The sequence below is a fragment of the Micromonospora sp. CPCC 206061 genome (assembly GCF_036906915.1).
In the GTDB taxonomy this organism is placed as follows: Bacteria; Actinomycetota; Actinomycetes; order Mycobacteriales; family Micromonosporaceae; genus Phytohabitans.
The window spans coordinates 120185-146695 of sequence record NZ_JBAKHX010000006.1 but is presented as its reverse complement, the minus strand read 5'-3'; the positions used below and the strand labels follow the sequence as shown (position 1 = coordinate 146695).

Here is a 26511-nt window from a genome sequence, read left to right as displayed (position 1 = left end):
CACCGTCATCCGCCGTGCGGCTGCTCCCCGCCGGCCCCGTGGATCGCGATCAGTGATTTCGGCAGCCAGGCGTAACGCTCGGTTCTGATATGCGAATCCGGGAAGTAGTGACGCATCTGAGTACGGTCGAGTAGCTCGGTGGACAGGACGATGCGCGTGGCGCGTCGAACGTCCGTGCGGCGTGTGTGCCCGAGGATCCAGTGCCGCGCGATCGTCACCCGGGCACGGACCGGCATGAACTGCATACCGGGAAAGAGCCAATGCGGCTCGATGGGAAAGTATCGATACGGGGTCTGGACCCAATGCGCGTCGGCCAAGGCGTGGACGGTTTCGGCGAAACGCGCACGGCGGTCGTGGCCCCCGACATGCTCAATGACCGAGTTGGAGTAGACCAGATCGTACCGACGGCTGGCGATCTGTTTGGGCAGCGCGCAGGCATCGGCCCGGTCGACCTCGGCCCAGTCTGGGATGTCGGCCGGGGGCTTGCCGGTCAAATTGACGATATGCACGTGTGCGGGCCGGACGGGCGCTCGCTGCCACGTGGTCACCGTGCCGCCAAGGTCGATGATCGACATCTGCGCGAACTCCGGAAAGGTCTGCGTCAGCCAGGTGTAGCGCTGGGCACGGCGACGTGCGCTCCACGATCCGGGGCTGCCCAGGACGCGAGAACGTAGCGAATTATTGACCGCCATTGTGGTCTGGCACCCCTAGCTCGATCCGGCTCGGTTCCTGGGTCCTTCGTTCGCGGGCAGCAGCCTACCGATGAGGGTGGGCGGCATCAAGGTTGTTCCATGCTGCCGCCAGCCGAGGGCCGCGCGGCCGATCCGCCCACGGCATGATGTCGGCCATGACGAAGGCTTCCCCGAGCCGCGCCTGGTATGCGGTCGCGGGTATGGTGACGGCGCTCGGCCTGGCCGCCGCGATGGCGGTGCTGGTGACCGGCGTGCGGTCGTGGAACGACGCGCTGCCCGACCTCGGCCGACCCTTCGGTGACGGCGACACGGTGCCGGTGAAGCTGCGGGCGGGAGAGATGGTTATCCTGTACGTCAGCCCGGAATCGGCCCCGGCCAGCTTCATGTGCGGTGGCAAGGTGGCCGGTTCGCCGATCAGGACGACCGAGGCGAAGACGTTCACCTTCTTCCGGGGCTTCGAGACCTGGGGAGCCCGGTACGAGTTGGTGGCCGACGAGACGGGCACCGCGCAGCTGACGTGCACCGCCCCTGCCGGGCTCGGGGCCGAGAAGCTGGCGGTGGGCGAGGTGCCGGACAACGGCCGGCTGCTGCGCATCATGGGAAGGACGTTCGCGCTCACGGCGGGCGCGACGGTATTCAGCATCGCGGCGGGGAGCGTGATCGTCCTCGTCGTGTGGAGGCGGCGCCGCGCGAGCGCCCGGCCCGCGCCAGCCCCGGCGTAGGTTCAGAGCGCGGTCATGTGGGGGATGACGCGTTCGGCGACCTTTTCCATGAACCGGACCGGATGCCCGTACGGCAGCACCTGGATCTCGCTCACGCCGAGCCGCGCGTACCGCTCGGCGTCAGCGAGAAGCGCGTCGACGTCGTCCAGCACCGGCCGGCTGACCATCACCGTCTTCTCGACGGCGTCGTAGTCACGGCCCTCGCGGTCGCAGTGGGCGCGCAGCACATCCAGCTTGTGCGCGACCTCGTCGACGCTCCGGCCGAACAGGTTGCAGGCGTCGGCGTACCGGGCGACCAGCCGCAGCGTCTTCCTCTCGCCGCCACCACCGACCAGGATCGGCGGGCGGGACAGCGGCGCCGGCACGCACAGCGTCTCGGCCAGGCGGTAGTGCCTGCCCGCGAAGGGGCCGTTGTCGGCGCTCCACATCTGGAGGCAGATTTGCAGCGTCTCTTCCAGCCGCTCGAACCGCTCGGCCACCGGCACCACCGGCACGCCGAGCCCGTGCTGCTCCCGCTCGTACCAGGACGCGCCGATGCCGAGGAAGGCACGGCCGCCGGAGAGCACGTCGAGCGTGGCGACGATCTTCGCCAGCAGGCCAGGATGCCGGTACATCACGCCGGTCACCAGCAGGCCGAGCCTCATCCTGCCGGTCAGCCCCGCCAGGTACCCGAGGGTCGTGTACCCCTCCAGCATCGGCTCGTGGGCGCCGCCGTGGCGGTGGCGCATCTGGAAGTAGTGGTCCATCGGGGTGAACGACCAGATCCCGGCCTGCTCGGCGATTAGCGCGGTCTTCGCGAGCGTCGACGCGATCGACGCCGGGTCGTCTGGCGTCGAGAAGTTCCAGTAGTGCAGGCCGAGGCGCATCGCGGCTCAGGACGCCCTGCGGCGCGCGGACTTCTTCGCGGCGGCGCGGATGGCCGCCGCCACCCGGTCGGCGCGGACCTCGCGGTTCATCCACGTGGCGGCGTTCGACTTCTGTACCGCCCAGGCGACGACGCCAACGAGCAGCGCGCCGATACGGCCCGCGAGCGAGACCCGCCAGATCTGTGACACGGCCGGACTGTACCGCCAAACCCGTCTGCACGGGTCCTGGTAACTTTCCTCCGTCATCGCCTTATCGGGTGGAGGTAAGTTTGTGAAGGCTCGACCCCGTACGAGTGTCCTCAAGGGACTTCGCGGCGTGGCGACGGTCGTCGCGCTGGTCGCCGGTGCGTCGTTCGCGGCGGCGGCGCCGGCGAGCGCGTCCGACGTATCGGCCGCGGTGGACTGCGGGAACATTCCCGGCGGTGGTTGGTCGTACTACGCCACCACGCTCGACTCGACTCCGGTCCGCGTCGGTCCATACGAGGCGTGTTCCCGCAGCAGGACCGCCGCGGCCGGCAGCCGCATCCGGGTCAACTGCTACCTGTACAACGACTACGGCAACCTCTGGTACAAGGTGGAGGAGTCGAAGTTCGTCTACAGCAGCCACTTCTCCTCGTCGGTGAAGAACCAGGTCGGGGTGTGCTGACCGGATAGGCCCACGTGCCGGTGGGCGGTGCGCGTGCTGGCGGCGCATGTCGGCCGCGTCACACGGGTGGGATGATCACACGGTGGCGTACGACGAGAACCTGGCCAGCCGGGTGCGGGACCTGCTCGGCGGCCGATCTGGGGTGACCGAGGTCCGCATGTTTGGTGGGCCGGCCGGCTGCCGCATTGTCCAGGGCGCCGCCGGAGACCAGTAGGCGGCGGGGCCGATCAAGGGAAATCGCATCGATCAAGGCCAAACGCACGTGGTTTAGAGATCGAACCACGTGCGTTTGCCCTTGATCGGCGGGGGAGAGCGGGTGGGCGGGGAGAAGTGGGTAGGCGGGGAGAGTGGGGAGGCGGGGAGAGTGGCGGGCGTCAGTCCTTCAAGCCCGCGTTGATGTCGGCGTTCATCACGTACTTCTGGAAGACCAGATAGATCGCCACCAGCGGGATCATCGACAGGACCGAGGCGCCCAGCAGCACCGACCAGTTCACGTTCTCGGCGCCCACGATGGTCGCGACACCGATCTGGAGGGTGTACTTGCTCGGGTCGTTGAGCACCACCAGTGGCCAGATGTAGTCGTTCCAGCGCCACTGGAACGAGAAGATGGCCAGCGTCAGCATGATGGGCCGCGACAGCGGCAGCATGATGCGCAGGAAGGTCGACAGCTCGCTCGACCCGTCGATGCGCGCCGCTTCCACCAGGTCGTCCGGCACCGTCACGAAGAACTGCCGGAACATGAACGTGCCGGTCGCCGTGATGACCGCCGGCACGACGACGGCCGACAGGCTGTTGTACATGCCGAGGTCGCGCACGACCAGGAACAGCGGCGCGAGGATGACCTCGCCGGGCAGCATCGTGGTCGCCAGGATGCAGACGGTGAACACCTTGATCCACCAGCTGTTGTACTTCGCCAGCGCGTAGCCGCACGCGGCGCTCGCCACGATGGTGAGCAGCGTGGCCGAGACGGCGACGATCAGCGTGTTGACGAAGTACTGGGCGACGTCGAAGCTCGTCCACGCCTGGGTGAAGCCCTTGATGGTCGGGTTCTTCGGGAAGAACGTCAGCGGGTACGAGAACAGCTCACCGGCGGGCTTGAACGAGCTGAGCAGGAACCACAGGACCGGGAAGCCGTACACGACGACCATGAGCCACATGATCGCGGTCGCCCAGACCTTCTTGGGCAGCTCGCCGGTCGTGCCCTTCTTGCGGCGGCGCAGAGCCGGCGGCCGGGGTGGCGCGGTGGTGGCGGCCATGTCAGGACTCCTTCCGCCGGTTCATGCTGAGCTGCACGATCGCGACGATCATGAGGATCAGCATGAGTACGAACGACGCCGCGCTCGCGTAGCCGATTTGGGCCCGCTCGAAGCCCTTCGTGTAGATGTACTGGACGAGCAGGTTGTTCGCGGTGCCGGGGCCGCCGTCGTTGATCGCGGCGAACAGCGCGTACTCCTTCATCGAGTGCAGGACGCTCAGCAGCACGACGATGAAGGTCGTCGGCGCGATCGCCGGCAGCGTGATGTTGCGGAACTTGGCCCACGAGCCGGCCCCGTCCAGGGAAGCGGCCTCGTAGTACGAGGTCGGCACGTTCTTGAGCGCGGCGACGAACAACAGCATGTTGAACGCGGTGCCGCCCCACGCCGCGGCGAAGATGACGACCATCAGCGAGAGGTTCGCGTTCGACTGCCACGACACCTCGCTGCCGCCCAGCTTGGTGAGGACGTAGTTGACCAGCCCGAAGTTCTCGCCGAACATCCAGCGCCAGATGACACCCACGATGATCGGGGAGATCAACCACGGCAGGAAGAAGACGATCCGCGCGACCGCCTTGCCCTTGGCGTAGTCCGTGACGAGCAGCACCGCCGTGCCGAGCGACAGCACGATCGTCAGCGGCACCACGCCCGCGGTGTAGATCAGCGTGCGGATCAACGCCGAGTAGAACGCCTCGTCCTCCAGCAGCCGCTGGTAGTTGTCGAGGCCGACGTAGGGTGCCGTGCCGACACCGGTGTAGCTGGTGAACGAGTACAGCAGGCCGGTGACCGCCGGCCAGACGAAGAACGTGATGAACAGCAGCAGGTTGATCGAGATGAGCACCAGGGGTGCGCCGGTGTACCTGTTCAGCCGTCGCCGTCGCCATCGTTGCTGGCGCGGTCGTACCGGCTCCGGCCCTCGCCGCACTTCTCTGCTCGGCGCCTCGGCCGTCGGGTGGATGCTGTCCACCATGGTGCTCTCCTCGTCCGACGTGCGGTGACCGCCGGCATCGAACGATGCCGGCGGATCCCGCGACACAGAGGCGTCAGCTCAGTTGCGAGTTGAGGCCGTTCACGATGTTCTCGACCGTCTTCTGCACGTCCTGCTGGCCGTTGATGTACTTCGCCATCTCGGCCTTGGTCGGGTCGTCCTGGATGGCCTTGCCCTCGAGGATGAGCTTGGTGCCAGCGGCCTGGCCGGAGGCCGAGATCGGGTCGGCGAGCTCGATCTCCTTGTTGTAGAGAGCGAACGCGTCGAGCGCGGCCTGCGACTTGAACGGGTACGTCAGCGTCAGGCCGGACTCGACGGACAGGTAGCCGTTGGCCTGCGCCAGCTTGGTGTAGTTCTCCCGCTGGAAGATGAAGTCGACCCACTTCTTCGCCGGCCCAGCGGCGTCGCCGTTGTTGAACGCCACGACCTTGCCACCGAGGTTGATGTCGGTCGCGTGCACCGGGCCCGGGGTCGGTGCGCTTGCCCACTCGAAGTCGGTGATGCCCTCGGCGAAGTCCGGCACCTGCCAGACGCCGGAGAAGTAGGCGACGACCTGGCCGCTCTTGAACAGGGCGTTCGGGTCAGCGCCGGAGGTCCAGACCGACTTCGGCATGACCTTGTCGTCGTTCATTGCCTTGAACTTCTCCAGCGCGGAGACGGTCGCCGCGTCGGGCATCTGGTACTTGCCGTCGGAGCCGAGTTGGAAGCCCTTGCCACCGTTGTTGTAGATGAAGGCCCGGATACGCGCGGGGGAGTTGTCGTAGACGAGGTCGTACTTGGCACCCGTCGCGGTGCGGACCTTCGTCGCCGCGGAAAGGAACTCGTCCCACGTCCAGGTCTGGTTGGGGTCGGTCGGGACGGTGACCCCGGCCTTGGTGAACAGGCTCTTGTTGATGAACAGGCCGGCCGCGGTGAGGTCGGACGGGATCGCGAGGACCTTGCCGTCCTGCTCGGTGATCAGGTCCTTATTGATCTTGTTGGCGTCGTTGTTCGCGGTGTCGCTCAGATCCTGGAGCTGGTTGATCCAGATGGTGTCCAGCGAGGGCACGCTGGCGACGTCGGGCAGGGAGTTGGCTTGGGCGGACTGCCGCAGCTTGTCCTGGTACCCGTCGTAGGGCTGGTTCACGACCTCGACGGTGACGCCTTCCTTCGCCTCGAACTCCTTGGCGAGGTCGGTGTAGCCTTGAATCTGCGCCGCGGTCGACAGCCAGAACGTGATCTTCTTGGCGCCGCCGCTCGAGCCCGAGTCGTCGTCAGAGCCGGAGCCGCAAGCGGTCAGCACCGCCGCGGTCGCGACGACCACTGGCAACCACCGCCAGCGTCGAAGTGAAGTCGTCATCGGTGTTATCTCCTTGTGATCCACGCAGCCCTTGTAGGCGACGGACGTTAACGGGCAAGCGTTTACCGCGTCAATAGTCAGGACATACTCACGTAAAAAAATGTCCTGACATACGGACGTCATGTACCCGGAATGCCTAGCAAAGGCAGGTCATGGAGCGCTCCCGGCGAGCAGGAGCCGCACGCGCGTGGGGACGCGTCCTGTTACGTACAGTAACTGTCCCGTTGCGGCGTCCGTGCCTCCGAGGTACCGGTACTCCTCTCCCGGCTCGTACGCCGGTGCGGCCAGCGCCGGCGTCTCCGGGCCGTCGACGAGCGCCACCGTGATCGCGTGGCCGTCGACCTCGTACCGGGCGGTGCCCGCGTCCAGCCGCCACCGGTCGCCGCCCAGGGGGTGCGCCCCGGCCAGGGTCCCGCCCGGCCGGAACGCGAGCTCGAGCGCCCAGTCCACACTGGCGCCGGTCAGGTCCAGGGTCAGCTCCACGCCGTCCGAGGTGAGCCGCGCGGTCACCGTCGTGGCCAGCGTGACCTCGTCCTGAGTACGCCTGCCGAAGTCCATCGCGGCGCTGAACCGGCCCTCGTCGACGAGCCGGTAGTCGCCGTCCGGGTCGTGATGCGCGGGCGCGAGCGGCTGGTAGTAGGCGGCGCTCACGGTCTCCGCGAGGGTCGCGGTGGTCGCGCCGGCGGCGTCTCGCTCCACCGCGAGGCCGTCCGGGCGAAACGGCCCGTGGCTGAAGAACGTGCGCGAGAGCCGGACGCTGTCCAGCACCGCCGCGCCGGCGAACAGCCGCAGGAACGTCGGCGAGTTGGCCAGCCCGGAGCGGATGTGCCGGTGGCGCGGGAAATCCGAGCCGCCGAAGACCACAGTCGTGGTGGTGGGCCGGTGGTCGACGAGCAGCCCGGCGGCGCTGAAGACCCGCTGCCGGGTCCGCGCGGGCTCGGCAGCCGCCGGCAGCGCGAGCGCGGCGCCGGGGTCCAGCACCAGGCGCGTGGCGGCCTCCGCCGGCTGGAGGATTCCCTGCTCCAGGGCCAGCCCCGCCGCCCACGCCAGGTCCGCGCGCCCGCGCACCCTCGCGACGTGGCGCAAAGGCATGAGGTACGCGGACAGCGTCACCGAGAAGCGCTGGTCCTGCCGGCGGGACAGCACGGTCTCCACCGTCCCGTCCGGCAGCAGCAGGTCGAGCGTGGCGTCCAGGTTCCGCTCGACGGCGTCGACGAGCTCCGGGCGGTCGAACACCTCGGCGATGGCGAGCAGCGACGGGTTCGACACGAAGGCGGCGTAGCCGGCGCTGCGCTCGGAGTACAGGCCGTCGCCGTCGATGTCGACGCCCTCGGCCAGCCACTGCTCGACCCGGTCCGCGAGCTCCGGCCGCACCGCCTCGGGCGCGACCCGGAACAGCCGGGCGAGCGCCGCCGACAGCTCCCAGCGGTGATTGGGCGTGTGCACACCGCCGCTGACCAGGGCTGGCGTGGCGGCCACGAGCAGGTGTTCGAGCTCCTTGGCGAGCAGGTGCGCCGACCCGTCCGCGCGCCGCAGCATCAGCAGTGCATCGGCGAGGTCGTTGACGCTGAACGCCGAGTCGGGCGGGGAGTCGACGTTGTCGCCGCCGCTGAACAGCCCACCCGGTCCCTGTAGCTCCCGCAGGTGGCCGGCGAGGCGGACGCCGTGGTCGAGCAGGTCGGCGTCGCCGGCGTACCCTGCCGCGCCGCACGCCGCCGCGACCAGCACCTTGATCCGCTCGGCGAGGGGGCGGTGCTGCATGCCGCGCCACGCGTCCCCCGAGGCCTCGCCGACGACCGCGCCCACCTGCGCGGCCAGGGCCGCACGCACCTGGTCGACGAACGCGACATCGGTCTCGGCTTCCGCCATAGTTTGTGCCCTTTCGGGTTGTTCGCGGGGAAAAGCGCTCCGGCGACACTCTAGCCACCGACCCTGCACCCCTTACGCCCACCCAACAAAGACGCGACCCCCCTCACCCCGCGCCGTCCTCCCCGCGCCGTCCTCCCCGCGCGTCCGCGCACCGTCCTCCCCGCGCGTCCCGCGCGCCGTCCTCCCCGCGCGTCCGCGCACCGTCCTCCCCGCGCGTCCCGCGCGCTGCTCTCCCCGCGCGTCCCGCGCGCTGCTCTCCCCGCGCGTCCGCGCGCCGGTCTCCCCGCCGATCAAGGGCGAATGCACGTGCTTTGATCGCCGATCCACGTGCATTTGCCCTTGATCGACGGAATCCTCCTTGATCGGCGGCCGCCGGAGGCGACCGCATCCGCCGCGGACACGCAACGTCTCTCGGCGCCGGCGCAGGACGCCGCTATATCCGGGAAAGCGCGGCCTCCGCACGCGCGCCAGTCCCCGCGAAATCCCGAACACGCTGGGTCATCCCCCGCGGGACGCGCAGGCGTTGCCCGGTCCGTCGAACTGGCCCTGCATTATGGGTGCGTGACGGGAGCGGAGCGGGTGTGGGACGAGTTTCGGCGGGCCACCGGCGTCGACGCGGAGCTCGTCGGCTCGTTCGCGTTCGGCGACTCGCCGGCGCTGGCCGACGAGCTGGCGGCGCTGGTGCGGCACGGCCCCAAGAGGGCCACCGCCGGTCTCGTGCTGGAGTTCGAGCGCGACGGCGAGCCGGTGCCGCGCCCGGGCGACCACTGGGTGGTGCTCGGTGGGGACGGTGAGCCGGTGTGCGTCATCCGCACCACGGACGTCGAGATCAAGCCGCTCGACCAGGTGGACGCGGCGTTCGCGTGGGACGAGGGGGAGGGCGACCGGAGCCTCGCCTACTGGCAGGAGGCGCACCGCCGGTACTTCACCCGGGTCTGCGAGCAGGCTGGTGTGCCGTTCGCGACGGACCTGCCCACCGTGTTCGAACGGTTCGAGATGGTCTGGCCGCGCGACGAGGTCAGATGACCGGCCGGATCGAGGTGAACATGTCCTGCCACCCGCGCGACGCGGGCAGGGCCAGGAGCCACTCGCCGCAGCCCTGCCAAGGGCTGGCGTCCGCGGCGCCGCCGCGCACGACGGGCGGGCCGTCGGCCGGCGCCGGCTCGGCGTAGCCGATCCCGTACCGGTCGGCGCAGCGCTCGGTCAGCGACCCCATCGCCGCGAGCCCGAACGGGTTTTCGGTGGCGGCCACCTCGGCCTCGACGCCGAACCGGTCGAGCAGCTGCTCCTCGGTCGGCGCCTCGTCGCCGCGCCACGTCAGCGTCGTAGTGCCGGCCCGCGCCGCGTACTCCCACTCGGCCTCGCTCGGCAGCCGGAAAGGCAGCGCCTCCAGTAGCGCGTCGAGCCACTCGTCTTCGAGGTGGGCGGCCGCGTCATCGTCGTCGACGTAGTCGTCCTCGTAGTCGGGCAACCAGTGCCGCACCTGCGCGACGGTCAGCGGGTGGCGCGCCATGAGGAACGGCTCCACTGTGACCGTCCGGATCGGACGCATCCGGTGGGCGTCATCGAGCATCACCGACGCGTCGGCGTGCGCGGAGAGCGCGGCCATCTCCGCGTCTGACAGGCCCATCTGGTACGTGCCGCCGGGCACGCGACGGAAGAGCACTCCGGACGCGTCGTGCCGCCACGCCGGCCGCCCCGCGACCGCCGTCTCCGTCAACCCGTCGAAGACCACCGCACGAGGTTACCGGACTCCGGAGCACGGCGACGATCAGGCAGAATCATCGTGCGATGGAGGTTGCGACGATCCTCGCGGCGCTCGCCGACCTGGCACCGGCCGGCGGCGAGCGGGTGCTCGACGTGTCCGGGGGTGGTCGGCCGCTGGTGTGGTTGGCGGAGCCCGACCGGGCGCCACGCAACGCGCGGATCGACCGGTTGGCGGCACTCGACGCGCTGCGCCGCGACGAGCGGGTCCTGCGTCTGGGGTGGACGTTCGTCGTGGGCGGCGCCGAGGTCGGTGGGACGCGCCGCAAGGTACGCCTGCCGGTGCTCGCGCAGCCGGTGCGGCTGGAATGGGGGCTGCGCGGGTACCGGGTGGTGCCGGCCGGCGACCTGGAACTGACCCCGCTCATCGAGGACCGCACCGTCGCGGCGGGACTGGAGGCGGCGCCGGGACTGGCGAGTACGGGGTGGCTGGGCGCCACCGGCACGGCTGCCTGGGTGAAGGCCGCGGCCGAGGCCGCAGGGCTGGCGGTCAGCGAGGTGCTGGCAAAGGCGCCGAAGCGCGTCGACGACGACGCTCTCGTCGGGGTGGCCGCGCCGGCGCTGTTCGTGACCCGCGACGTGGTGGCCACCGGGCTGCGCGACACCCTGCTGGCGTGGGCCTCCCATCCGGGCCTGGAAAGCACCGCGCTCGGCCACGCGTACGCCGACCGTCCACATCAGAGGTCCGCTGTGGACGGCGAGGATCCGCTGTCGCCGCTGCCGCTCAACGCCGCCCAGCGCGAGGTGGTCCGCCGCACCCGGGTGGAGCCGGTGGTGGTCGCGGGCGGGCCACCGGGCGGCGGCAAGAGCCACGCGGCGGTCGCGGCGGCGCTCGACGTGGTGGACCGGGGCGGTTCGGTGCTGGTGGCCACGCAGTCGGTACACGCCGCGGACGTGCTCGCCGACCTGGTGCGCCGATACGACGGGCCGGCGCCTGTGCTGTTCGGCGACAGCGAGCGCCGCGCCGAACTCGCCGCCGACCTGAGCCGCGGCGCGGAGGCGGGAGCGGACGCGGAACGGGTGCGCGCCATCGCCGCCGCGGTGGAGGCGGCCGCCGCGCCGGTCACGTCGATCCGGGCCGGCATCGCCGCCGCGCTCGACACCGAACGGCGGGCCGCCCAACTGCCCCGCTGGCAGCCGGCGATCCCCGCACTCCAGGCCGACGTGCCCGGTGCGTTCACAGTGGACGCCGACCACGCGTCGGCCAGTACCCTCTTGACGGCCGCGGCCGCGACGGGTGGCGGATGGTTGCGGCGTTGGCGCCGCGGCCGCGCGGAGAAGCGCCTGCGCCGGATGCTGGGCGCCCGGCCGGCTGTACCCCATGATCGGCTGCAGGCGGCTCTCGACGCCGCGATTGCCGCGCGTGCCGCCGCGCGACTGGCCGCCAGCGGCGGCACCGACCTGGCGCCCGCCTGGCGGGCCCTCGCCGACGGCGACGCCGCGCTGGCGAGCGCCGTCGGCGCGGCGATGCGGCGGCGGGCGACCAGCTCCGCGCGGTGGAACGCGGCCGCGCGGCGCAGCGCCACCGCCCTGGGAGCCGCCTTACGCGCCGGACGGAACCGGCGCCGCGAGATGCTCACCGCCCTCGACGGGCCGGCGCTGGTCCGGGCGCTTCCACTGTGGATCGGCACGGTGACCGATGTGGACGATCTGCTGCCGCCGACGGCCGGCATGTTCGACCTCGTGGTGCTCGACGAGGCGGCCCACATCGACCAGTTGCGCGCGGCACCGGTGCTGGCGCGGGCGCGGCGGGCGCTGGTGATCGGCGACCCGCGGCAGCTGCGGTTCGTGTCGTTCGTGGCCGACGTGGAGGTGGCGGGGACGCTGCGGCAGCGCGGCCTGGAGCACCTGGCCGACCGGCTCGACGTGCGCCGGGCGAGCGCGTTCGACGTGGCGGCCGGCGCGGCGGCGGTGACCTGGCTGGGCGAGCACTACCGGTGCGCGCCGCACCTGATCGGGTTTTCGGCGCGGCGGTTCTACGCCGACCGGCTGGAGCTGGTCACCCGGCACCCGCGCAACGAGCTCACCGACCTCATCGAGCTGGTCCGGGTCTCGGGCGGGAGCGTCGAGGACGGCGTGAACCGCGCCGAGGTCGACGCGGTGCTCGAACAGGTGCGGCGGTTGGCCGAGGCGCCGCCGGAGGGCGGGATCGGTGTGATCACGCCGTTTCGGGCGCAGGCCGACGCGATCGAGTCCGCCTTGCTGGGCGCCTTTTCCGTGGAGGAGATCCAGAAGCTGGGCCTGCGCTCCAGCACCGTGCACGGCTTTCAGGGCAGCGAAGCCGACGTGGTGGTCGCGTCGCTCGGCCTGGTGGACTGGGACTCGGCGTCGCGGCACCGGTTCGCTGCCGACCCGAACCTGTTCAACGTCATGATCACCCGTGCGCGCCACCACATGACCGTGGTGACCTCGCTGACGTCGCCGCAGGGCCTCGTCGCCGAGTACTTCCAGCACGCCGAGCAGCCCGAACGCACCGCGCCGGGCGAGGGGGTCCCGCCCGGCGAGTGGGCGGCGGCGCTGGCCCGCGAGCTGCGCCGTGCCGGGGTGCCGGTCCGTTTCGGGTACCCGGTGGGGCGCTGGCGGATCGACCTGTGCGCCGGCGAAGGCGAGGGCGCCATCGGGCTGATCTGCGCGGTGCACCCGGACGGCGTCGACGCGCACGTCGAACGGCAGCGCACGCTGACCCGCGCGGGCTGGCGCCTGCACGACGCGTTCGCCAGCCGCTGGGCCGGCGACCCGGTCCGCGCCGCCCTGGAGCTGGCGCCGCCCCACCCCTAGCCGCCCTCCGCTCGCGCCGTGCGCCCGCTCGCGCCGTGCGCCCGCTCGCGCCGTGCGCCCGCTCGCGCCGTGCGCCCGCTCGCGCCGTGCGCCCGCTCGCGCCGTGCGCCCGCTCGCGCCGTGCGCCCGCTCGCGCCGTGCGCCCGCTCGCGCCGTGCGCCCGCTCGCGCCGTGCGCCCGCTCGCGCCGTGCGCCCGCTCGCGCCGTGCGCCCGCTCGCGCCGTGCGCCCGCTCGCGCCGTCGATCAAGGGCAAACGCACGTGGTTCGATCTCTTTTCCACGTGCGTTTGCCCTTGATCCATGCGATTGCCCTTGATCGGCGACCCGGCGCGCGTCGCGGTGCGCGCTGGAGCTGGCGCCGACCCGGAGGGCGGCGCCAGCTGACCTAGAACTCGGAGTTGTAACTGGTGAACGAGCCGGCGTCGACGCGGAATCCGGCCGACGTGTAGCAGGCGACATTGCGCACCAGCACGGTCGTGCCGTTGTACGCCCAGGGCGCCTGCAGGTTGCAGAACTCACCGGCCTGCCCCTCGGTGGTGACCTGCACCGTGTCTGGGCGCTGCGCCAGCCCGCGGAAGCCGACGAGCGTCAGCCCCGGCCCTGAGGACGCGACGATGTTGACGCCCGTGCCGAAGAGTGAGTTGAAGTTGGTCGACGGCGGCCCGAGGTTCGGGACCGGGAGCGGCGGTGCGTTCCAGAGGTACCCGAAGTGCTTCGGTGGGTACGCCGAGCCGAAGAGCGACCGCTGGAACTGGTAGCTCAACGTGAAACCGGTGTCGAGCTTCGCGCCGGCTCCGTCGAAGCAGAACACCAGGACGTCCTGCCCTCCGGGGCTCGATCGCCACTTCGCGACCTCGCAGTGCGCCGCGACGCTCGAGTTGGCGGCCGTGAGCTGGAGGCTGCCGTCGAACGGCCCCGGCGTGCTGAGCGCGGGGAAGCGCACGACGTACTCGCCGGTCGAACCGGTCGGCGTCACGACGTTGCCGCTGCCGAGCGCGGAGTTGTACTCGCTCACGATCCCACCGGTCTGGTCGGCGTGGACGTACCCGTAGTGGCCGGGTATCCCGTCGGGCGGCGAGCTGCTCGCGAAGACCGCCGTGAACGGCGTGTCGATGCCGATGCCGCCCGGCCGGAAGCAGCCGATGTACGCGATCTCGTCGGCGCCGGAGTAACCCCACCTCAACGCCTGGCACCAGATCGGGCGCCCGCTGATCGCGGTGACGTGGACGACGCCGCCCTTCGCGGCCTGGCCCGGGAACACGACCCGGTAGAAGCCGCCGCCTCCCGCGGCGACGGTCGTGGTGGGCGGCCAGGTGCCCGACGGCACCACCGCGGCGCCGTTCCACAGTACGAAGCCGTGCCCGTCCGGCACAGCCGCCTGCGCTGGCGCCGCGATGCCGACCGCTGCGGCTACCGCGAGCGCGATCCCGATCGCGGCGGCCATGATCCTGCGCTGGATGCCCATATCGCTCCTTCGTGGGTTGAGGTATGGGGGCGCCAGAACAGGATCCGATGAAGTTCGTCGACATGACCAGCGCGGCGGCGCACGCTGGCATGACAGGTTGGCGACGTATCTGAGCGCGATTCAGCCCCCTCCGGGCTCATCGGTGACTGTGGACAGTTGTATGCTATTTACGCCGACCGGGACGGGCTGTGACAGAGGAGCAGTGAGCAAGCCGCACGCGAGCAGCAAGGCCGCCGTCCTCGACGCCATCCGCGCGGCGGGCACGATCAGCCGGGTCGGCCTCATCCAGGCCACGGGCTTCACCGCTCCCACCATCTCCACGCTCGTGCGCAAGCTCATCAACGAGGGCCTCGTCGTCGAGACCGGGCACGCCGAGTCGACCGGCGGCAAGCGCCGCGTGCTGCTGCAGCTCAACCACGCGTCGCGGTACGCGGTGGGCGTGCACCTCGACGACGGCACGATGACGTACCTGCTGACCAACCTCGGCGGCGTCGCGGTGGCCCGGATCGCCCGGCCCGGCGCGGGCGCGGAAGAGCCCGCGGCGGTCGTCGCCCGGATGGCCGGCGAGATCGGCGCGCTGATCGACGGCGTCGACGTCGAGCGCGACCGGGTACTGGGCGCGGGCCTGGTGTTTCCCGGACCGCGCACCGGGCTCACCCCGTCGATGCGGCAGTGGGAAGGCTTCCCGCTCGGTCCGGCCCTGGAACGAGCGATCGGGTTGCCGGTCGTGCTCGACAACGACGCGACCGCCGCGGCGCTGGGGGAGCACTGGGCCGGCGGGTTCGGCACCGCGATCGCCGCGGCAGCCCTGTACATGGGCACCGGGATCGGTGCCGGCCTGGTCATCAACGGCATCACGTACCGCGGCCCCAGCGGCAACGCCGGCGAGTTGGGACACGTGTGCGTGCACGCGGACGGCCCGGACTGCTGGTGCGGGGCGCGCGGCTGCCTGGAGGTCGTGGCCGGTCCGGCAGCCGTGGTCGCCGCCGCGCGCGCCGACCGGTCGGTGGCGGAGGCGGTCGGCCTGCGCGACAGCGCGAAGCGGGCGTCGGTGGCCGGTGACTTCGCCGCCATCAGCCGCGCCGCGCGGCGCGGCGAGCCGCGGGCGCTGGCCATCCTGGAGAGGTCCGCGCGCTACGTCGCCACGGCCGCGCGCACGCTCGCCAACCTCATGGACCTGGAGGTACTCGTACTGACGGGGCCGAGCTTCGCGGTCGCCGGTTCGGTGTACCTGCCGATCGTGCGGGAGGAGCTGCGCGCCTTCTTCCTCCGCCCCGCGCACGCCGTCGATGTGCGGCTGTCCCGGTCGGCCGCGTCGGCATCCGCGGTCGGCGCCGCCGCGCTGGTGCTGGAGTCGGAGCTGGTGCCGCTCAGCCATGGCCTGCGCCTGCCGGAGAACCTCGACTCCGAGCCTGAGCCCGCGGCCTAGCTCTCCGGCAGGCGTGGGAGGGTGTCGGGATGACAGCGACGAGCGCGGTCGGCCTCGTGCTGGCCAGGCCACCCCGCCTGCTCGGCGCCGAGCCGTTCTTCATGGAGTTCATCGCCGGCATCGAGGAGCGGCTGGCCGAGCGCGGCCGGTCGGTGCTGTTGCACGTGGTCGCCGACCACGCCGCCGAGATCGCCGCGTACCGGCGCTGGGCCGAGCGCCGGCTCGTCGACGCGGTCATCCTCGTCAACAGGACCGTCGACGACGCCCGCCCGGCGATGCTGCGCGAGCTGGGCCTGCCCGTGGTGGTGGCGGGGGAGCCGGTCGAGGGCGCCCCGGCGGTGCGGCGCGACGACGTCGGCTCGGTACGCGCCGCGCTGGCCCACCTGGCCGGCCTCGGTCACCGCCGGATCGCGCGTGTCAGCGGCCCCAGCACGCTCGTGCACACCCGCACCCGCACGGCCGCGCTGCTGGAGGCGGCGGGTGCCGCCGGCGTCGAGGCGGTCGTGGTGGAGGGCGACTACTCGGAGGAGTCCGGCGCGAAGCTCACCGCACAGCTGCTGGCCCGGGCCGAGCCGCCGAGCGCGATCGTGTACGACAACGACCTGATGGCCGTGGCCGGCCTGCACGCCGCGAAAGGGCTGGGCCAGCGGGTGCCGGACGACCTGAGCCTGATCGCCTGGGACGACTCCAGCCTGTGCCGGCTGGCATCGCCGGCGCTCACCACGATGAGCCTCGACGTGCACCTGTTCGGTGAGCTGGTGGCTGAGTCGGTGGTCAGGCTTGTCGAGGGTGATCCGGTCGCGGAGCGGTGGTGTCCAACGGAGACAGTGGTGCCGCGCGAGACGACCGCGTCCTGTGCCTGATGGTGGGCTCGTTCGCGCGGCTGAGAGGCAGCTCCCTCGCTCGCGCTTGACTTAAAGAGGTTAATAAAGAAAGCTCCTGTGCGCGCTCCCATCGATGGTCACCTCTCACTACCAGAGGAGATCTGAGATGAAACGTCTGTACGCGCTGCTCGCCGCCCTCGTGGCGGTGCTCGGGTTCGCGGTGACCAGGCCCGCGCTGGCGGCTACCCCTGTGAAGATCATGCCACTGGGCGACTCCATCACGGCCGGCCCTGGCTGCTGGCGCGCCCTGCTCTGGGATCGTTTGCAGCGCACCGGTTACACCAACATCGACTTCGTGGGCACCCAGCCTGGTGGCGGCTGTTCGGTCGCGCACGATGGCGACCACGAGGGCCACGGTGGCTTCTCCGCCACCGGCATCGCCGACCAGAACCAGCTGCCACCCTGGCTGTCGGCCACCAACCCCGACATCGTCATGATGCACCTGGGCACGAACGACATGTGGGGCGGCCACATCCCGCTGGCAAACAAGATCACCGCGATCACCAAGCTGGTCGGGCAGATGCGGGCCAACAACCCCAACATGAAGATCATCGTCGCGCAGATCATCCCGATGGGCGCCAACGCCTGTTCGACCTGCCCGGCCGATGTGATCGCCTTCAACAACCGGATTCCGGGCTGGGCCGCCGGCCTTTCCACCGCCCAGTCACCGATCGTCGTCGTCGACCAGTGGACCGGCTTCAACACGGCCACCGACACCGGCGACGGTGTACACCCCAACGGCGCCGGGTTCCAGAAGATGTCCGATCGCTTCTACCCAGTACTGTCGCAGATTTTGAACGGTGTCATCCCGCCAGGACCGACGACCTCGCCCACGGCGTCGCCGACCGTTTCCCCGACGGCTTCGCCCACGACGCCGCCGCCTGCCGGCGGCGCCTGCACCGCCACCTACAAGGTGGTTTCGCAGTGGACCGGTGGGTTCCAGGGCGAGGTCACCGTCCGCAATGGACGGACGACCGCGTCGTCGGCCTGGACGGCCACATTCAGCTTCGCGAACGGCCAGCAGATCACCCAGCACTGGAATGCCACCGTCGGCCAGAGCGGCGCCGCGGTGACCGCCCGGAACCTGAACTGGAACGGCACCCTGGCCGCCGGCGGCACCGCCACCTTCGGCTTCCTCGCCAACTGGAACGGCACCAACGCGGCACCCGCCGTGGCGTGCACCGTTTCTTGACACTTGCTATTTTCTTTACACATGTCATTATCTGAGGTGTGACGATCACCCCCACCCGGGACAGGCGGGTGCGCCGATCGCGGTCCGCGCTCATGCGGGCCGCGATCGCCCTGGTGGCCGAGCGGGGCACCTCGAGCATCCCGGTGTCCGACATCGTCGACGCCGCCGACGTGAGCCGCCCGCTGCTCTACCAGCACTTCGGCGACCGCGACACGCTGCTGCTCGAAGCCGCGCTCGACCTGGCACGCACCGACCTGGTCGAGCGCGTACACGATCGGGACGAGAAGCTGACAGAACGCGACCGCGTGCTGGCCGCGACGCGTCACTTCGCGCGGCACCGCGCCTTCTACCGGCCCATGCTGACCGGGCCCTGCGCGTACGGGCTCAACAAGGCCCTTACCGACCTGCTGAGCCCCTTCAACCGCGTGTGGGCGCGGCGGATGAGCCCCGGCGACCTCGCTTCCGAGCTGCTCGACGACCTCGCGCTGTTCCTGACCGGCGGCTCAGCCGCCGTCATCAACACCTGGGTCATCGAGGGGCCCGACCCGCTCGACCCAGAGGCGTTCACCGACCGGCTGTTGCGAATGCTGCCGGTCGTCACGTGCCAACCGTCCGACAGGGAGTCCCAGCCGTGAGACTGAGCAGCCACCTGATCCAACGGTTCATGAAGCTCGAGCCACCCATCACGCGGAACCTGGTCGTCGAGCGTGGCCTGCGGGTGCCGATGCCCGACGGTGTCGAGCTTCTCGCCGACCGCTGGGCGCCGCGCACCGGCGGCGACGGACTGCCGACCGCGCTGATCCGCTGCCCGTACGGCCGCGGGCCCGTCGCCCTCGGCATGGCGCGGCCGCTGGCCGAGCGCGGATACCAGGTGCTGCTGCAGAGCACCCGCGGCGGCTTCGGCTCCGGCGGCGCGTTCGACCCGATGCGGCAGGAGCGCGAGGACGGCCTGGCGACGCTTGACTGGCTGGTCAAACAGGCGTGGTGCGGCGAGGCGATCGTGCTGGTCGGCGTCAGCTACATGGGGTACGTCCAGTGGGCGGTCGCCGACGCGCTGCCGCCGCAGGTGAAGGCGATGATTCCGCAGATGACCGAGTCGGCGCTGTCGCTGGGTTTCCTGAGCCGTGACTCGTTCGAGCTCGAGACGCCGTTCGGCTGGGGTGTGCTGACCGCCACGCAGGAGCGCCCGCTCGCGCTGTTTCGCCAGCCGCTGCAGACCCGCCGGACCCGCCGCGCGCTGCGTACGCTGCCGCTGTCGGGCAGCGACGTCGCGGCCGTCGGAAAACGCATCGACTACGTACAGGACATCCTGGCGCACGACGCCTCGGCGCCGCGCTGGGAAGGCGCCGACCACCGCCACCGGGTGGCCGCGACGGGCGTGCCCGTCAGCTCCATCGGCGGCTGGTTCGACATCTTCCTGCCCGGCCAGCTGCGCGACTTCCAGATCCTACGATCGTCCGGTCGCACCGCGCGGCTCACGGTCGGGCCGTGGACGCACGCGGAGTTCACCAACCTCGGCGTCCAGGAAGCGGTCGAATTCGGGCTGGCGCTCGCGCGCGGTGAGGAGCCGCCGCCGCGCGAACCGGTGCGGCTGTACGTGATGGGGGAGGAGGCGTGGCGCGGCTTCGACGCCTGGCCGCCCACCGGGTACGCGCCGACGCGTTTTCACCTTCAGCCCAACGGTGGTCTGTCCACATCGGCTCCCGCCGACTCGCCGCCGGACGCCTACCGCTACGACCCGGCCGACCCGACGCCTGCCGTGGGTGGCGTGCGGATGAGCGACGGCGGTCGCGTCGACAACACCGCGCTGGAGGCCCGGCCGGACGTGCTCACGTACACCACGCCGGCGCTGGAGGAGGCCCTGGAGGTGGTCGGCGAGGTGAGCGCGGAGATCTGGTTCCGTTCCAGCCTGCCGTACGCCGACGTCTTCGTGCGACTCTGCGATGTGGACGAGCGCGGCCGGTCGACGAACGTGTGTGACGGGCTGGTGAGCTTGGCGGGAGCGGACGAGGTGCGGTGCGCGGCCGTGCGGCTGTGGCCGACGGCGTACCGGTTCGCGCGCGGCCACCGCGTCCGGGTGCAGGTCTCCAGCGGCGCCTTCCCGCGCTACGCCAGAAACCCCGGCACCGGCGAACCCCACGCCACCGCCACCCGCATGGTCCCGGCCGACCAAACCATCCACCACGACCCAACCCACCCCTCAGCAATCCTCCTCCCTACACCCCACCCATAGCCCGCGCCCGCGGCTCTGCCTCGCGCGCCGTGCCTCGCGCGCCGTGCGCGGCGCGCGCTTTGCCCGTCGATCAAGGGCAAATGCACGTGGTTCGATCTCAGATCCACGTGCACTTGCCCTTGATCGACGTGATCCTCCTTGATCGCCGCGGCCCCGTCGCCCAGGCCCGCCCCGCGATGCGCGCCTCGCCTGCGATCGGCGTCGCCGCCGCCACAAGCGCCGGCCAAGGCCGGGCGCTGGCAACGCCCGGCTGGCCTTACGGGTACGCGCAGCCGGCGTCGCGCAGCGGGCCGACGACGAGGACGGTCGCGGACCACGGTGACGTGACGTACCCGAGCAGGCAGGCGCCACCCACCGGTACCGCGAACATGATCGCGCCCCGCGGCGCTGGATCGGTGATGCGGGCGTCTCGCACGACCGGGCCGAGGAACCCCGCGCCGACGATCGCCCGCCGCACCGTCTCCGCCGTCGACTGCGCTCCCTCCACCGCGCACAACCCCTGCGAGCGCTGGCAGGTGGCGCCGACGAGAGCCTGATTGAGATCAGCCACGAGCGGCTGCGCGGCACGCCAGTCGGACGGCGACACCGGCTCGCGCCGCGCCATGTCGGCACTGATCCGGTCGCAGTGGTCTTCCCAGCTGACTTGCGCGCAGGCGTAACCCTGTACCGCCTCGGTGGCGGTGATCTCCGGGTCGCCCGCCGACGCGGCGCCCCGCACCAGCGGTACGATCACCGCCACGCCGCTGGCGATCACGAAAAGCGCGGCGACAAGCCCCCATACCCGAAACCGGCGCACCCGGTGACGGTACCGGCTGCCGGCTTCGGGCCGCCGCACCCGGCATAATGGAACCCTGATGATCATCCTGATGCACAGCTCGAAGACGATGCGCACGCCGACGTCGGGCGTGGCGCCGACCGGTACGCCGGTCCTGCTGGACCGGGCCGAGGAGCTCATCGCCCACCTGCGGAAGCTGTCCGAAGACGAGGTGTGCCGGGTCATGAACGTCTCCGCCGACCTCGCGGCGAAGACACGCCAGCAGTACGCGGAGTGGAGCACCGAGCCTGCGCGGCAGGCGCCGGCGGCCGCGACGTTCGTCGGCGACATCTACAGCGGCCTGCGGGTCGACTCGTTCAGCGCGGCCGACCGCGGGTACGCCGACAAGCACCTGCGGATCCTGTCCGGCCTGTACGGCATCTTGCGGCCGTTCGACGGCATCAGCCCGTACCGGCTGGAGATGGGCTACCGGCTGGCGGTCGGCGCGTACCCGAATCTCTATCGCTTCTGGGGCGCCGCGATCGCCGACCAGCTGCCGGCGTCGGGCCGCGTCGTCAACCTCGCCGCTGGTGAATACAGTAAGACGGTCCTGCCGCACCTCGACCCCGACCGCGTCGTGACGCCGAAGTTCCTCACCGTCGACCCGGCGTCGAAGCAGCCGAAGTTCGTGGTCGTGCACGCGAAGATCGCCCGGGGTGCGTTCGCCCGTTGGCTGGTCACCGCCCGCGTGAAGGACGCGGCGATCCGCGAGTTCGACGACATCGGGTACCGGTACGACGAGAAGCTCAGCACACCGCGCGAGCCAGCGTTCGTGTGCCAGGAGTTCGGCGGCAAAGGCCTCTCCGTGCGCCTCACCTGAGCCTCAGCCGATGGCCGCCACCCCGGTGCGGGGTACCGTGACGCGGTGACTCGCAACCGCCCGCTGGCCGCTGCCGCGGCCGTCCTCGCAGCCGTGCTCGCCGTCCTCGTGCCCGCCGCGCCCGCCCAGGCGCACACCGAGCTGAGCCGCACGAGCCCAGCCGCGAAGAGCACGGCGACCAAGCCGCTGACGCAGGTGACGCTGACCTTCAGCGGCCTGATCAAGAAGCCGGGCACGACCGTCGCGGTGACCGGCCCGGACAAGGTCTCCTACAGCGCGGGCGCCGCGGGCGTGCTCGACAAGACCATCACCCAGCCGGTGAACCCGCTGCCGGTCGGCGTCGTGACGGTCGCCTGGCGCACCACAGCGTCCGACGGGCACGTGCTCCAGGGCAGCTTCACGTTCACGAACCAGGCGGCGCCGCCCACGCCGACCGCCGAGCCGACCCCGACGGCCGCGCCGACCGCGCCGGCCACGACGGCGGCGGCACAGGCCGCGGTACCGGCGGCGAGCTCCGGCGACGGCTCCTCGTCCTCGACAGGCTGGTGGGTGCTCGCGGGGGCGGTCGTCGTGGTGCTCGCGCTCGCCGGTGGCCTGCTGTGGCGGCGCCGCCAGCCACGAGCGTCCGCTACGGGCGCTGGCGGGTGAGCATGAGCGGCGTGCCCTCCAGGCCGAGCAGCACGCGCTCGCCGAGCGGGCGGGACAGGTAGACGGTCGCCTGGCGGTACGGGCCGAACGGGCTCAGCGGCGCACAGGAGACGTTCCGCGCCTCCTCCAGCACCCACTCCGGCGGCACCATCGGCTCCACGACGACCACCACGGCCGACGCGCCTTCGACCACGTGCGCGGTGTACTCGCCAGAGCACGGCCCGGTGCCGGACGGTGCGCCGAGGTACTCGACGGTCAAGGTGTTCTCAGCGGTCGCGTGCACGATGCCGCGGGCCACACGGGCGTACTCGCCGCCCGAGAAGCTCTCGCGGTGCGGCGGCGGCTCGGCGTCGACCGCGATCCGGGCGACCCGGAAGGCAGCGCCCTCCACAGTGAACACCCAGGCCGGCACCGACGCCCAGCCGTGCGTGGTGCGCGCTGGCACGGCACCCATCTCGGCGCCGGTCACCCGCATGGCCGGCCCGTCGCAGGGCTCCTGCCGGCACCGCTCCGCCTGGGCCGCCGTGAACGCCTCGGCCGCGGAGACCAGCGGCACCCGGTCGGCGGCGCCGTCCTGCCATACCACAGTGGACGGAGCGGGCGAGGTCTCGGGCAGCGGCACCGCGGCGGACAGCCGGTGTCCGCCGAGCCGTTCGAGCTCGGTGTCGGGCGGGAGCACGAAGGTCCACCCCCACCGGTTGTTCGGCACGTCGCGCGCCACCGGCATGTATTGGCGGACCGGCTGGCCGGGATGCTCCCGGTCCCACGCCACGAGGACCGTGCGGGCCTGCTTGTCCAGCACCGCGGTCTTGTGCGGAGGCGGGTAACCGTAGCGTTTCGACTGCGGCCACAAGGCGTACGCGCCGAGCCCGGCGGCGACGGCGCAGGCGGTGGCAGCGGCGGCGATGGCGGCCGTGCGGCGGCGAGGCATCCTCATTGGACGCCCGCGACGGCTCCGCGGTTGCCGCCGCCGGCCAGCGGGCGGCGGGCGGCGCGCTACCGGCGGCAGGCGGCGGCCAGCCGCGGCCGCGCGCCAGGCGAGCCTTGACGGGGCGCATTGGAGGCACGCCGATCAAGGAGGATCGCGTCGATCAAGGGCAAACGCACGCGGAAAAGAGATCGAACCACGTGCGTTTTGCCCTTGATCGACGGGGCGAGGCGGGTGCCGTCCGCGTGGGCGGGCGCCGTCCGCGTGGGCGGGGCGTCCGCGTGGGCCGCGCCGGGGCGTCCGCGCGCCGCGCGGGGCGGGGCGGGCGTGGGCTAGATCGTTACGCCGTCGACCTGGATGGTTTGGACGGAGGCTGCTGGGAAGGGGACGGCGACGGTCTTGGCGTTGACGCGCATGTCTTGGCGGGCGGTGTAGCGGTCGCCGCTGGCGGGGACGGTGGTCCAGCGTGGTACGACTCCGCCCGAGCTGCCGGTGACTTGGCTGAAGCGGGTCAGGTTGAAGGTGAGGGTTTGGGCGGCGCCGGTGTTGACCGCGACGATGATCAGGCGTCGGGCGGCTGGGTCGTAGCCTGCAGCCGCGTAGCCGACGCCGGTGTCGATGATGCGCATGCCCGGTCGGATGTGCCGGGTGAACTGGGCCAGCACGTAGTACTTGGGCTGGACCGCGCCGGCGCGCAGGGTGTTGAAGTCGTACTGGATGGCGGCCCAGCCGGCGCTGGGGTCCATGACCTGCCAGTAGCACCAGGCGGTGGGGTGCAGCCAGCGCCAGTCCAGGCACAGGTTGCGGGCCATGGTGATGCCGGTGCTGTCGTTTTCGCCGCTTTCGGAGTTCCACAGGATCTTCCCGGCGGCGCGTACGTCGTTGTAGAGCAGGTCACGCCGGCCGGCGGAGCCTTGATAGCCGTGCACGTTGACCTGGCGGACCAGGCCTTTGGTGGTGGCGTCGAAGCTGTTCCACGTCGTGCGGGCCAGGTCGTAGCTTGTCTCGTCGGAGGCGGAGATGTTGACCCCGGAAAGGCCCTGCCTGTTCAGTTCGGTGCGCAGGTGTGACAGGACGCTGCGCTGGGTCGTGGCGTCGATGTGGCAGCCTTCCTGGCCGCCGTCGGCGCGCCACCAGTTGGAGGAGGGCTCGTTGAACGGGTCCACGGTGCGAAAGGTGACACCCCACCGGTCGCGGGCGTATCGGGCGGTGACGGCCAGGTGGTGGGCGTGCTGGCGGTGGTTCCAGGACTGGAGGTTGAGGCCGCCGTTGGCGGCGCCGGACGGGTTGTGGTTGAGGCACATCCACCACATGGGTGAGTTGGCGAACAGTTCTGTGATGGCGCCGCGTTGTGCGGCTTTGACGAGCATGGCGCGTTGTTTGGCGTCGACGTTCCAGTTCCAGGCGGTGGAGGCGGGGTCTTCGTTGCGCCAGTCGAGCCAGAAGCCTTCGATCTGCTTGAAGCGGGGGATGTTGGGCGAGGCGACCATCTGCGCGCCGTCGACGGTGTTCCAGCTGCACGCGCCCAGGTTGTAGCGGGCGATGTTCAGGCCCAGGCCGGGCAGGTTCGCACCGTTGTAGGACACCGATTTGGTGGTGAAGAAGATGTCGGCGAAGTCGTCCCGGTCGCCGAAGACGTTCGCCCACCAGGCCAGCGACGTACCCCAGCCTTCCCACACCCCGTAGTCCGCGCCCGGGTCGATCGTGATCGTGGCGTCGGCGCGGGCCGTGCCGCCCGCGAGCGCGCCGCCTGCGGCGCCGGCGCCTGCCGCGGCGAGCAGGGTTCTGCGTGTGACCATGAGTCCTCCACGTATAGGCGAACATCATTGAAAGCCCGTGGGGGAAGTCTCATAGGCCCAGGTCAATCTGTCAACAGGGGTTTTAGGAAGGGTTGGCAGAAACCCGCCGGCCGATCCTCGGCGCGGCGCCGACGGCGGGCTGAGGGGGTCAGGGGTCGGCGATGCTCGCCGCGGGGGAGGGGGCCTCCACGTTGTACCCGAGCGGCTCGCGGCAGGTTCTAGATCATCTTGTGTCATCTACGGAAAGTTGTTGCGCGGTAACGGGATTGCCCCCGGGAAGCCGGCTTGTACCAAGGGGTATGCTTTTGCGGGCCATCGCGGAGGGCACCGTCAGCTAACCCCGGCCGGCGGTCGACGAAAGGATGGGTATGACGGTTGCCGTACGGCGCTGGTTCAGGTTCGCTGTGAGCGTGATCGCTGGCGCGGTCCTGATCACGGTGGCTCCGACAGCCGCGCAGGCGCAACCAGGCGACTCATCAGGGGCGCAGGAAGAGGCCCCGCCGCTGCTCAGCGAGGTGCTCGCGAGCACCGGCAAGCGGTACGCGCAGGCAAAGACCAAACTGGACGCGTCCCGGCGCAAGCAGCTCCAGCTCAGCGTCGAGGTGACCCGGGCCGAGCACCAGATCGAAGAGCTGGCGCCACAGGTCGCCCAGGTCGCCGCCGCGTCGTACCGGATGGGCAAGGTCGGACCGGTCTCGGCGCTGCTGAGCAGCTCCGACCCCACCAGCTTCATGGAGCGCGCGACCGCCCTCAGCGAGCTGAACATGGTCAACGACCAGAAGCTCCACAAGCTCACCGAGGCCCGCAACCGCGCCTCCGACGCAAAACAGGCCCTCGACGCCGAGGTCGCCGAGGAGCAGCGACAGCTGACAATCATCGCCAAGCAGAAGAAGGAAGCCGAGAACTCGCTCTCGCTGGTCGGCGGCAAGAGCCTGACCGTCAACGGTATGGTCAGCGCCACGTCCGCGGTCGCCAAGGCCGCGCCGCGCGCCTCGGACGGGTCGTGGCCGGATGAGTCGTGCAGCGTCGACGACCCGACCACCGGCGGATGCGTCACCCCGCGCACCTACCACGCGTACAAAGAGGTGAAGAGGGCCGGCTTCACACGGTTCGTGGGCTGTTACCGGTCCGGTGGGCCGTACGAGCACCCCAAGGGGCGGGCGTGCGACTGGTCGTTGCAGAGCAGCGGCTTCTCCAACGCGCACACGCGAGATCAGCGGCTGTACGGCAACAACCTCACCGCGTTCCTGGTGCGCAACGCCGACCGGCTCGGCGTCATGTACGTGATCTGGTACCAGCAGATCTGGCTGCCGGCCACCGGGTGGAGGTCGTACAGCGGCGCGAGCACCCACAAGGACCACGTGCACATGTCCATCCTGTAG

26 protein-coding genes are annotated in these 26511 nt (G+C 71.0%); 13 read left to right on the top strand and 13 right to left on the bottom strand.

Annotated elements, in window-relative coordinates:
• Nucleotides 1-5: 5 nt before the first annotated feature.
• Complete coding sequence (locus V6V89_RS07680) at nucleotides 6-692, bottom strand: class I SAM-dependent methyltransferase (RefSeq protein WP_334618281.1); 687 nt, start codon at nucleotides 690-692, stop codon at nucleotides 6-8.
• Between the two features lie 155 nt (nucleotides 693-847).
• On the opposite strand from V6V89_RS07680, the gene V6V89_RS07675 reads away from it, so the two are divergent.
• On the top strand, nucleotides 848-1414 hold the full coding sequence (locus V6V89_RS07675; RefSeq protein WP_334618280.1) for a hypothetical protein: 567 nt from the start codon (nucleotides 848-850) through the stop codon (nucleotides 1412-1414).
• 2 nt (nucleotides 1415-1416) lie between these two features.
• On the opposite strand, the gene V6V89_RS07670 is transcribed toward V6V89_RS07675, so the two are convergent.
• Nucleotides 1417-2280: an LLM class F420-dependent oxidoreductase gene (locus V6V89_RS07670; RefSeq protein WP_334618279.1), complete on the bottom strand. Its 864-nt coding sequence runs from the start codon at nucleotides 2278-2280 to the stop codon at nucleotides 1417-1419.
• A gap of 6 nt (nucleotides 2281-2286) precedes the next feature.
• Entirely contained in the window at nucleotides 2287-2469 is a 183-nt protein-coding gene (locus tag V6V89_RS07665) for a hypothetical protein (protein WP_334618278.1), read from the bottom strand.
• A 127-nt stretch (nucleotides 2470-2596) separates the two neighbouring features.
• Between V6V89_RS07665 and V6V89_RS07660 the strand changes: the two genes are divergently transcribed.
• Together V6V89_RS07660 and V6V89_RS07655 are read left to right on the top strand one after the other, a co-directional pair.
• On the top strand, nucleotides 2597-2926 hold the full coding sequence (locus V6V89_RS07660) for a hypothetical protein (RefSeq protein WP_334618277.1): 330 nt from the start codon (nucleotides 2597-2599) through the stop codon (nucleotides 2924-2926).
• Nucleotides 2927-3008: 82 nt separating this feature from the next.
• Entirely contained in the window at nucleotides 3009-3140 is a 132-nt protein-coding gene (locus V6V89_RS07655; protein ID WP_334618276.1) for a hypothetical protein, read from the top strand.
• Between the two features lie 160 nt (nucleotides 3141-3300).
• Here V6V89_RS07655 and V6V89_RS07650 read toward each other — a convergent pair whose 3' ends face one another.
• From V6V89_RS07650 to V6V89_RS07635, 4 genes are all read right to left on the bottom strand, one after another.
• A complete protein-coding gene (locus V6V89_RS07650; RefSeq protein WP_334618275.1) occupies nucleotides 3301-4182 on the bottom strand; it encodes a carbohydrate ABC transporter permease in 882 nt (293 codons plus the stop codon).
• A gap of 1 nt (nucleotide 4183) precedes the next feature.
• A complete protein-coding gene (locus V6V89_RS07645) occupies nucleotides 4184-5149 on the bottom strand; it encodes a carbohydrate ABC transporter permease (protein ID WP_334618274.1) in 966 nt (321 codons plus the stop codon).
• A 73-nt stretch (nucleotides 5150-5222) separates the two neighbouring features.
• Nucleotides 5223-6506 (bottom strand): ABC transporter substrate-binding protein, encoded by a 1284-nt coding sequence (locus V6V89_RS07640; RefSeq protein ID WP_334618273.1) that lies wholly within the window; start codon nucleotides 6504-6506, stop codon nucleotides 5223-5225.
• Between the two features lie 150 nt (nucleotides 6507-6656).
• Nucleotides 6657-8375, bottom strand: coding sequence for a hypothetical protein (locus V6V89_RS07635; RefSeq protein ID WP_334618272.1), 1719 nt, complete (start codon nucleotides 8373-8375; stop codon nucleotides 6657-6659).
• A gap of 561 nt (nucleotides 8376-8936) precedes the next feature.
• Here V6V89_RS07635 and V6V89_RS07630 point away from each other — a divergent pair.
• Nucleotides 8937-9401, top strand: coding sequence for an ASCH domain-containing protein (locus V6V89_RS07630; RefSeq protein WP_334618271.1), 465 nt, complete (start codon nucleotides 8937-8939; stop codon nucleotides 9399-9401).
• Here the strand turns inward: V6V89_RS07630 and V6V89_RS07625 are convergent.
• Nucleotides 9394-10110 carry a formylglycine-generating enzyme family protein gene (locus V6V89_RS07625; protein ID WP_334618270.1) on the bottom strand — a complete coding sequence of 239 codons (717 nt, stop codon included), beginning with the start codon at nucleotides 10108-10110 and terminating at the stop codon, nucleotides 9394-9396. The genes V6V89_RS07630 and V6V89_RS07625 overlap by 8 nt on opposite strands.
• A 56-nt stretch (nucleotides 10111-10166) precedes the next feature.
• On the opposite strand from V6V89_RS07625, the gene V6V89_RS07620 reads away from it, so the two are divergent.
• Nucleotides 10167-12917, top strand: a complete 2751-nt coding sequence (locus V6V89_RS07620) for an AAA domain-containing protein (RefSeq protein WP_334618269.1) — start codon at nucleotides 10167-10169, stop codon at nucleotides 12915-12917.
• Here V6V89_RS07620 and V6V89_RS07615 read toward each other — a convergent pair.
• Together V6V89_RS07615 and V6V89_RS07610 are read right to left on the bottom strand one after the other, a co-directional pair.
• On the bottom strand, nucleotides 12914-13177 hold the full coding sequence (locus V6V89_RS07615; RefSeq protein WP_334618268.1) for a hypothetical protein: 264 nt from the start codon (nucleotides 13175-13177) through the stop codon (nucleotides 12914-12916). The genes V6V89_RS07620 and V6V89_RS07615 overlap by 4 nt on opposite strands.
• A gap of 125 nt (nucleotides 13178-13302) precedes the next feature.
• On the bottom strand, nucleotides 13303-14382 hold the full coding sequence (locus tag V6V89_RS07610) for a hypothetical protein (protein WP_334618267.1): 1080 nt from the start codon (nucleotides 14380-14382) through the stop codon (nucleotides 13303-13305).
• A gap of 202 nt (nucleotides 14383-14584) precedes the next feature.
• On the opposite strand from V6V89_RS07610, the gene V6V89_RS07605 reads away from it, so the two are divergent.
• The 5 genes from V6V89_RS07605 (at nucleotide 14585) to V6V89_RS07585 (ending at nucleotide 20120) form a co-directional block, all read left to right on the top strand.
• Entirely contained in the window at nucleotides 14585-15811 is a 1227-nt protein-coding gene (locus tag V6V89_RS07605) for an ROK family transcriptional regulator (RefSeq protein WP_334618266.1), read from the top strand.
• Between the two features lie 29 nt (nucleotides 15812-15840).
• Nucleotides 15841-16674: a LacI family DNA-binding transcriptional regulator gene (locus V6V89_RS07600; RefSeq protein WP_334618265.1), complete on the top strand. Its 834-nt coding sequence runs from the start codon at nucleotides 15841-15843 to the stop codon at nucleotides 16672-16674.
• A gap of 127 nt (nucleotides 16675-16801) precedes the next feature.
• Complete coding sequence (locus V6V89_RS07595; protein ID WP_334618264.1) at nucleotides 16802-17887, top strand: cellulose binding domain-containing protein; 1086 nt, start codon at nucleotides 16802-16804, stop codon at nucleotides 17885-17887.
• 38 nt (nucleotides 17888-17925) lie between these two features.
• On the top strand, nucleotides 17926-18522 hold the full coding sequence (locus tag V6V89_RS07590; protein WP_334618263.1) for a TetR/AcrR family transcriptional regulator: 597 nt from the start codon (nucleotides 17926-17928) through the stop codon (nucleotides 18520-18522).
• Entirely contained in the window at nucleotides 18519-20120 is a 1602-nt protein-coding gene (locus V6V89_RS07585; protein WP_334618262.1) for a CocE/NonD family hydrolase, read from the top strand. The genes V6V89_RS07590 and V6V89_RS07585 overlap by 4 nt, the downstream gene beginning before the upstream one ends.
• Nucleotides 20121-20376: 256 nt before the next feature.
• Here V6V89_RS07585 and V6V89_RS07580 read toward each other — a convergent pair whose 3' ends face one another.
• Nucleotides 20377-20916, bottom strand: a complete 540-nt coding sequence (locus V6V89_RS07580) for a hypothetical protein (protein ID WP_334618261.1) — start codon at nucleotides 20914-20916, stop codon at nucleotides 20377-20379.
• Nucleotides 20917-20974: 58 nt separating this feature from the next.
• Between V6V89_RS07580 and V6V89_RS07575 the strand changes: the two genes are divergently transcribed.
• Together V6V89_RS07575 and V6V89_RS07570 are read left to right on the top strand one after the other, a co-directional pair.
• Nucleotides 20975-21754 carry a YaaA family protein gene (locus V6V89_RS07575; RefSeq protein WP_334618260.1) on the top strand — a complete coding sequence of 260 codons (780 nt, stop codon included), beginning with the start codon at nucleotides 20975-20977 and terminating at the stop codon, nucleotides 21752-21754.
• A 45-nt stretch (nucleotides 21755-21799) separates the two neighbouring features.
• Nucleotides 21800-22402, top strand: coding sequence for a copper resistance CopC family protein (locus V6V89_RS07570; protein WP_334618259.1), 603 nt, complete (start codon nucleotides 21800-21802; stop codon nucleotides 22400-22402).
• On the opposite strand, the gene V6V89_RS07565 is transcribed toward V6V89_RS07570, so the two are convergent.
• On the bottom strand, nucleotides 22383-23339 hold the full coding sequence (locus tag V6V89_RS07565; protein ID WP_334618258.1) for a hypothetical protein: 957 nt from the start codon (nucleotides 23337-23339) through the stop codon (nucleotides 22383-22385). The genes V6V89_RS07570 and V6V89_RS07565 overlap by 20 nt on opposite strands.
• 323 nt (nucleotides 23340-23662) lie before the next feature.
• The gene (locus V6V89_RS07560; protein WP_334618257.1) at nucleotides 23663-25129 is read right to left on the bottom strand and encodes a glycoside hydrolase; all 1467 of its coding nucleotides are present in this window, start codon (nucleotides 25127-25129) and stop codon (nucleotides 23663-23665) included.
• Nucleotides 25130-25497: 368 nt separating this feature from the next.
• On the opposite strand from V6V89_RS07560, the gene V6V89_RS07555 reads away from it, so the two are divergent.
• On the top strand, nucleotides 25498-26511 hold the full coding sequence (locus V6V89_RS07555) for a coiled-coil domain-containing protein (protein WP_334618256.1): 1014 nt from the start codon (nucleotides 25498-25500) through the stop codon (nucleotides 26509-26511).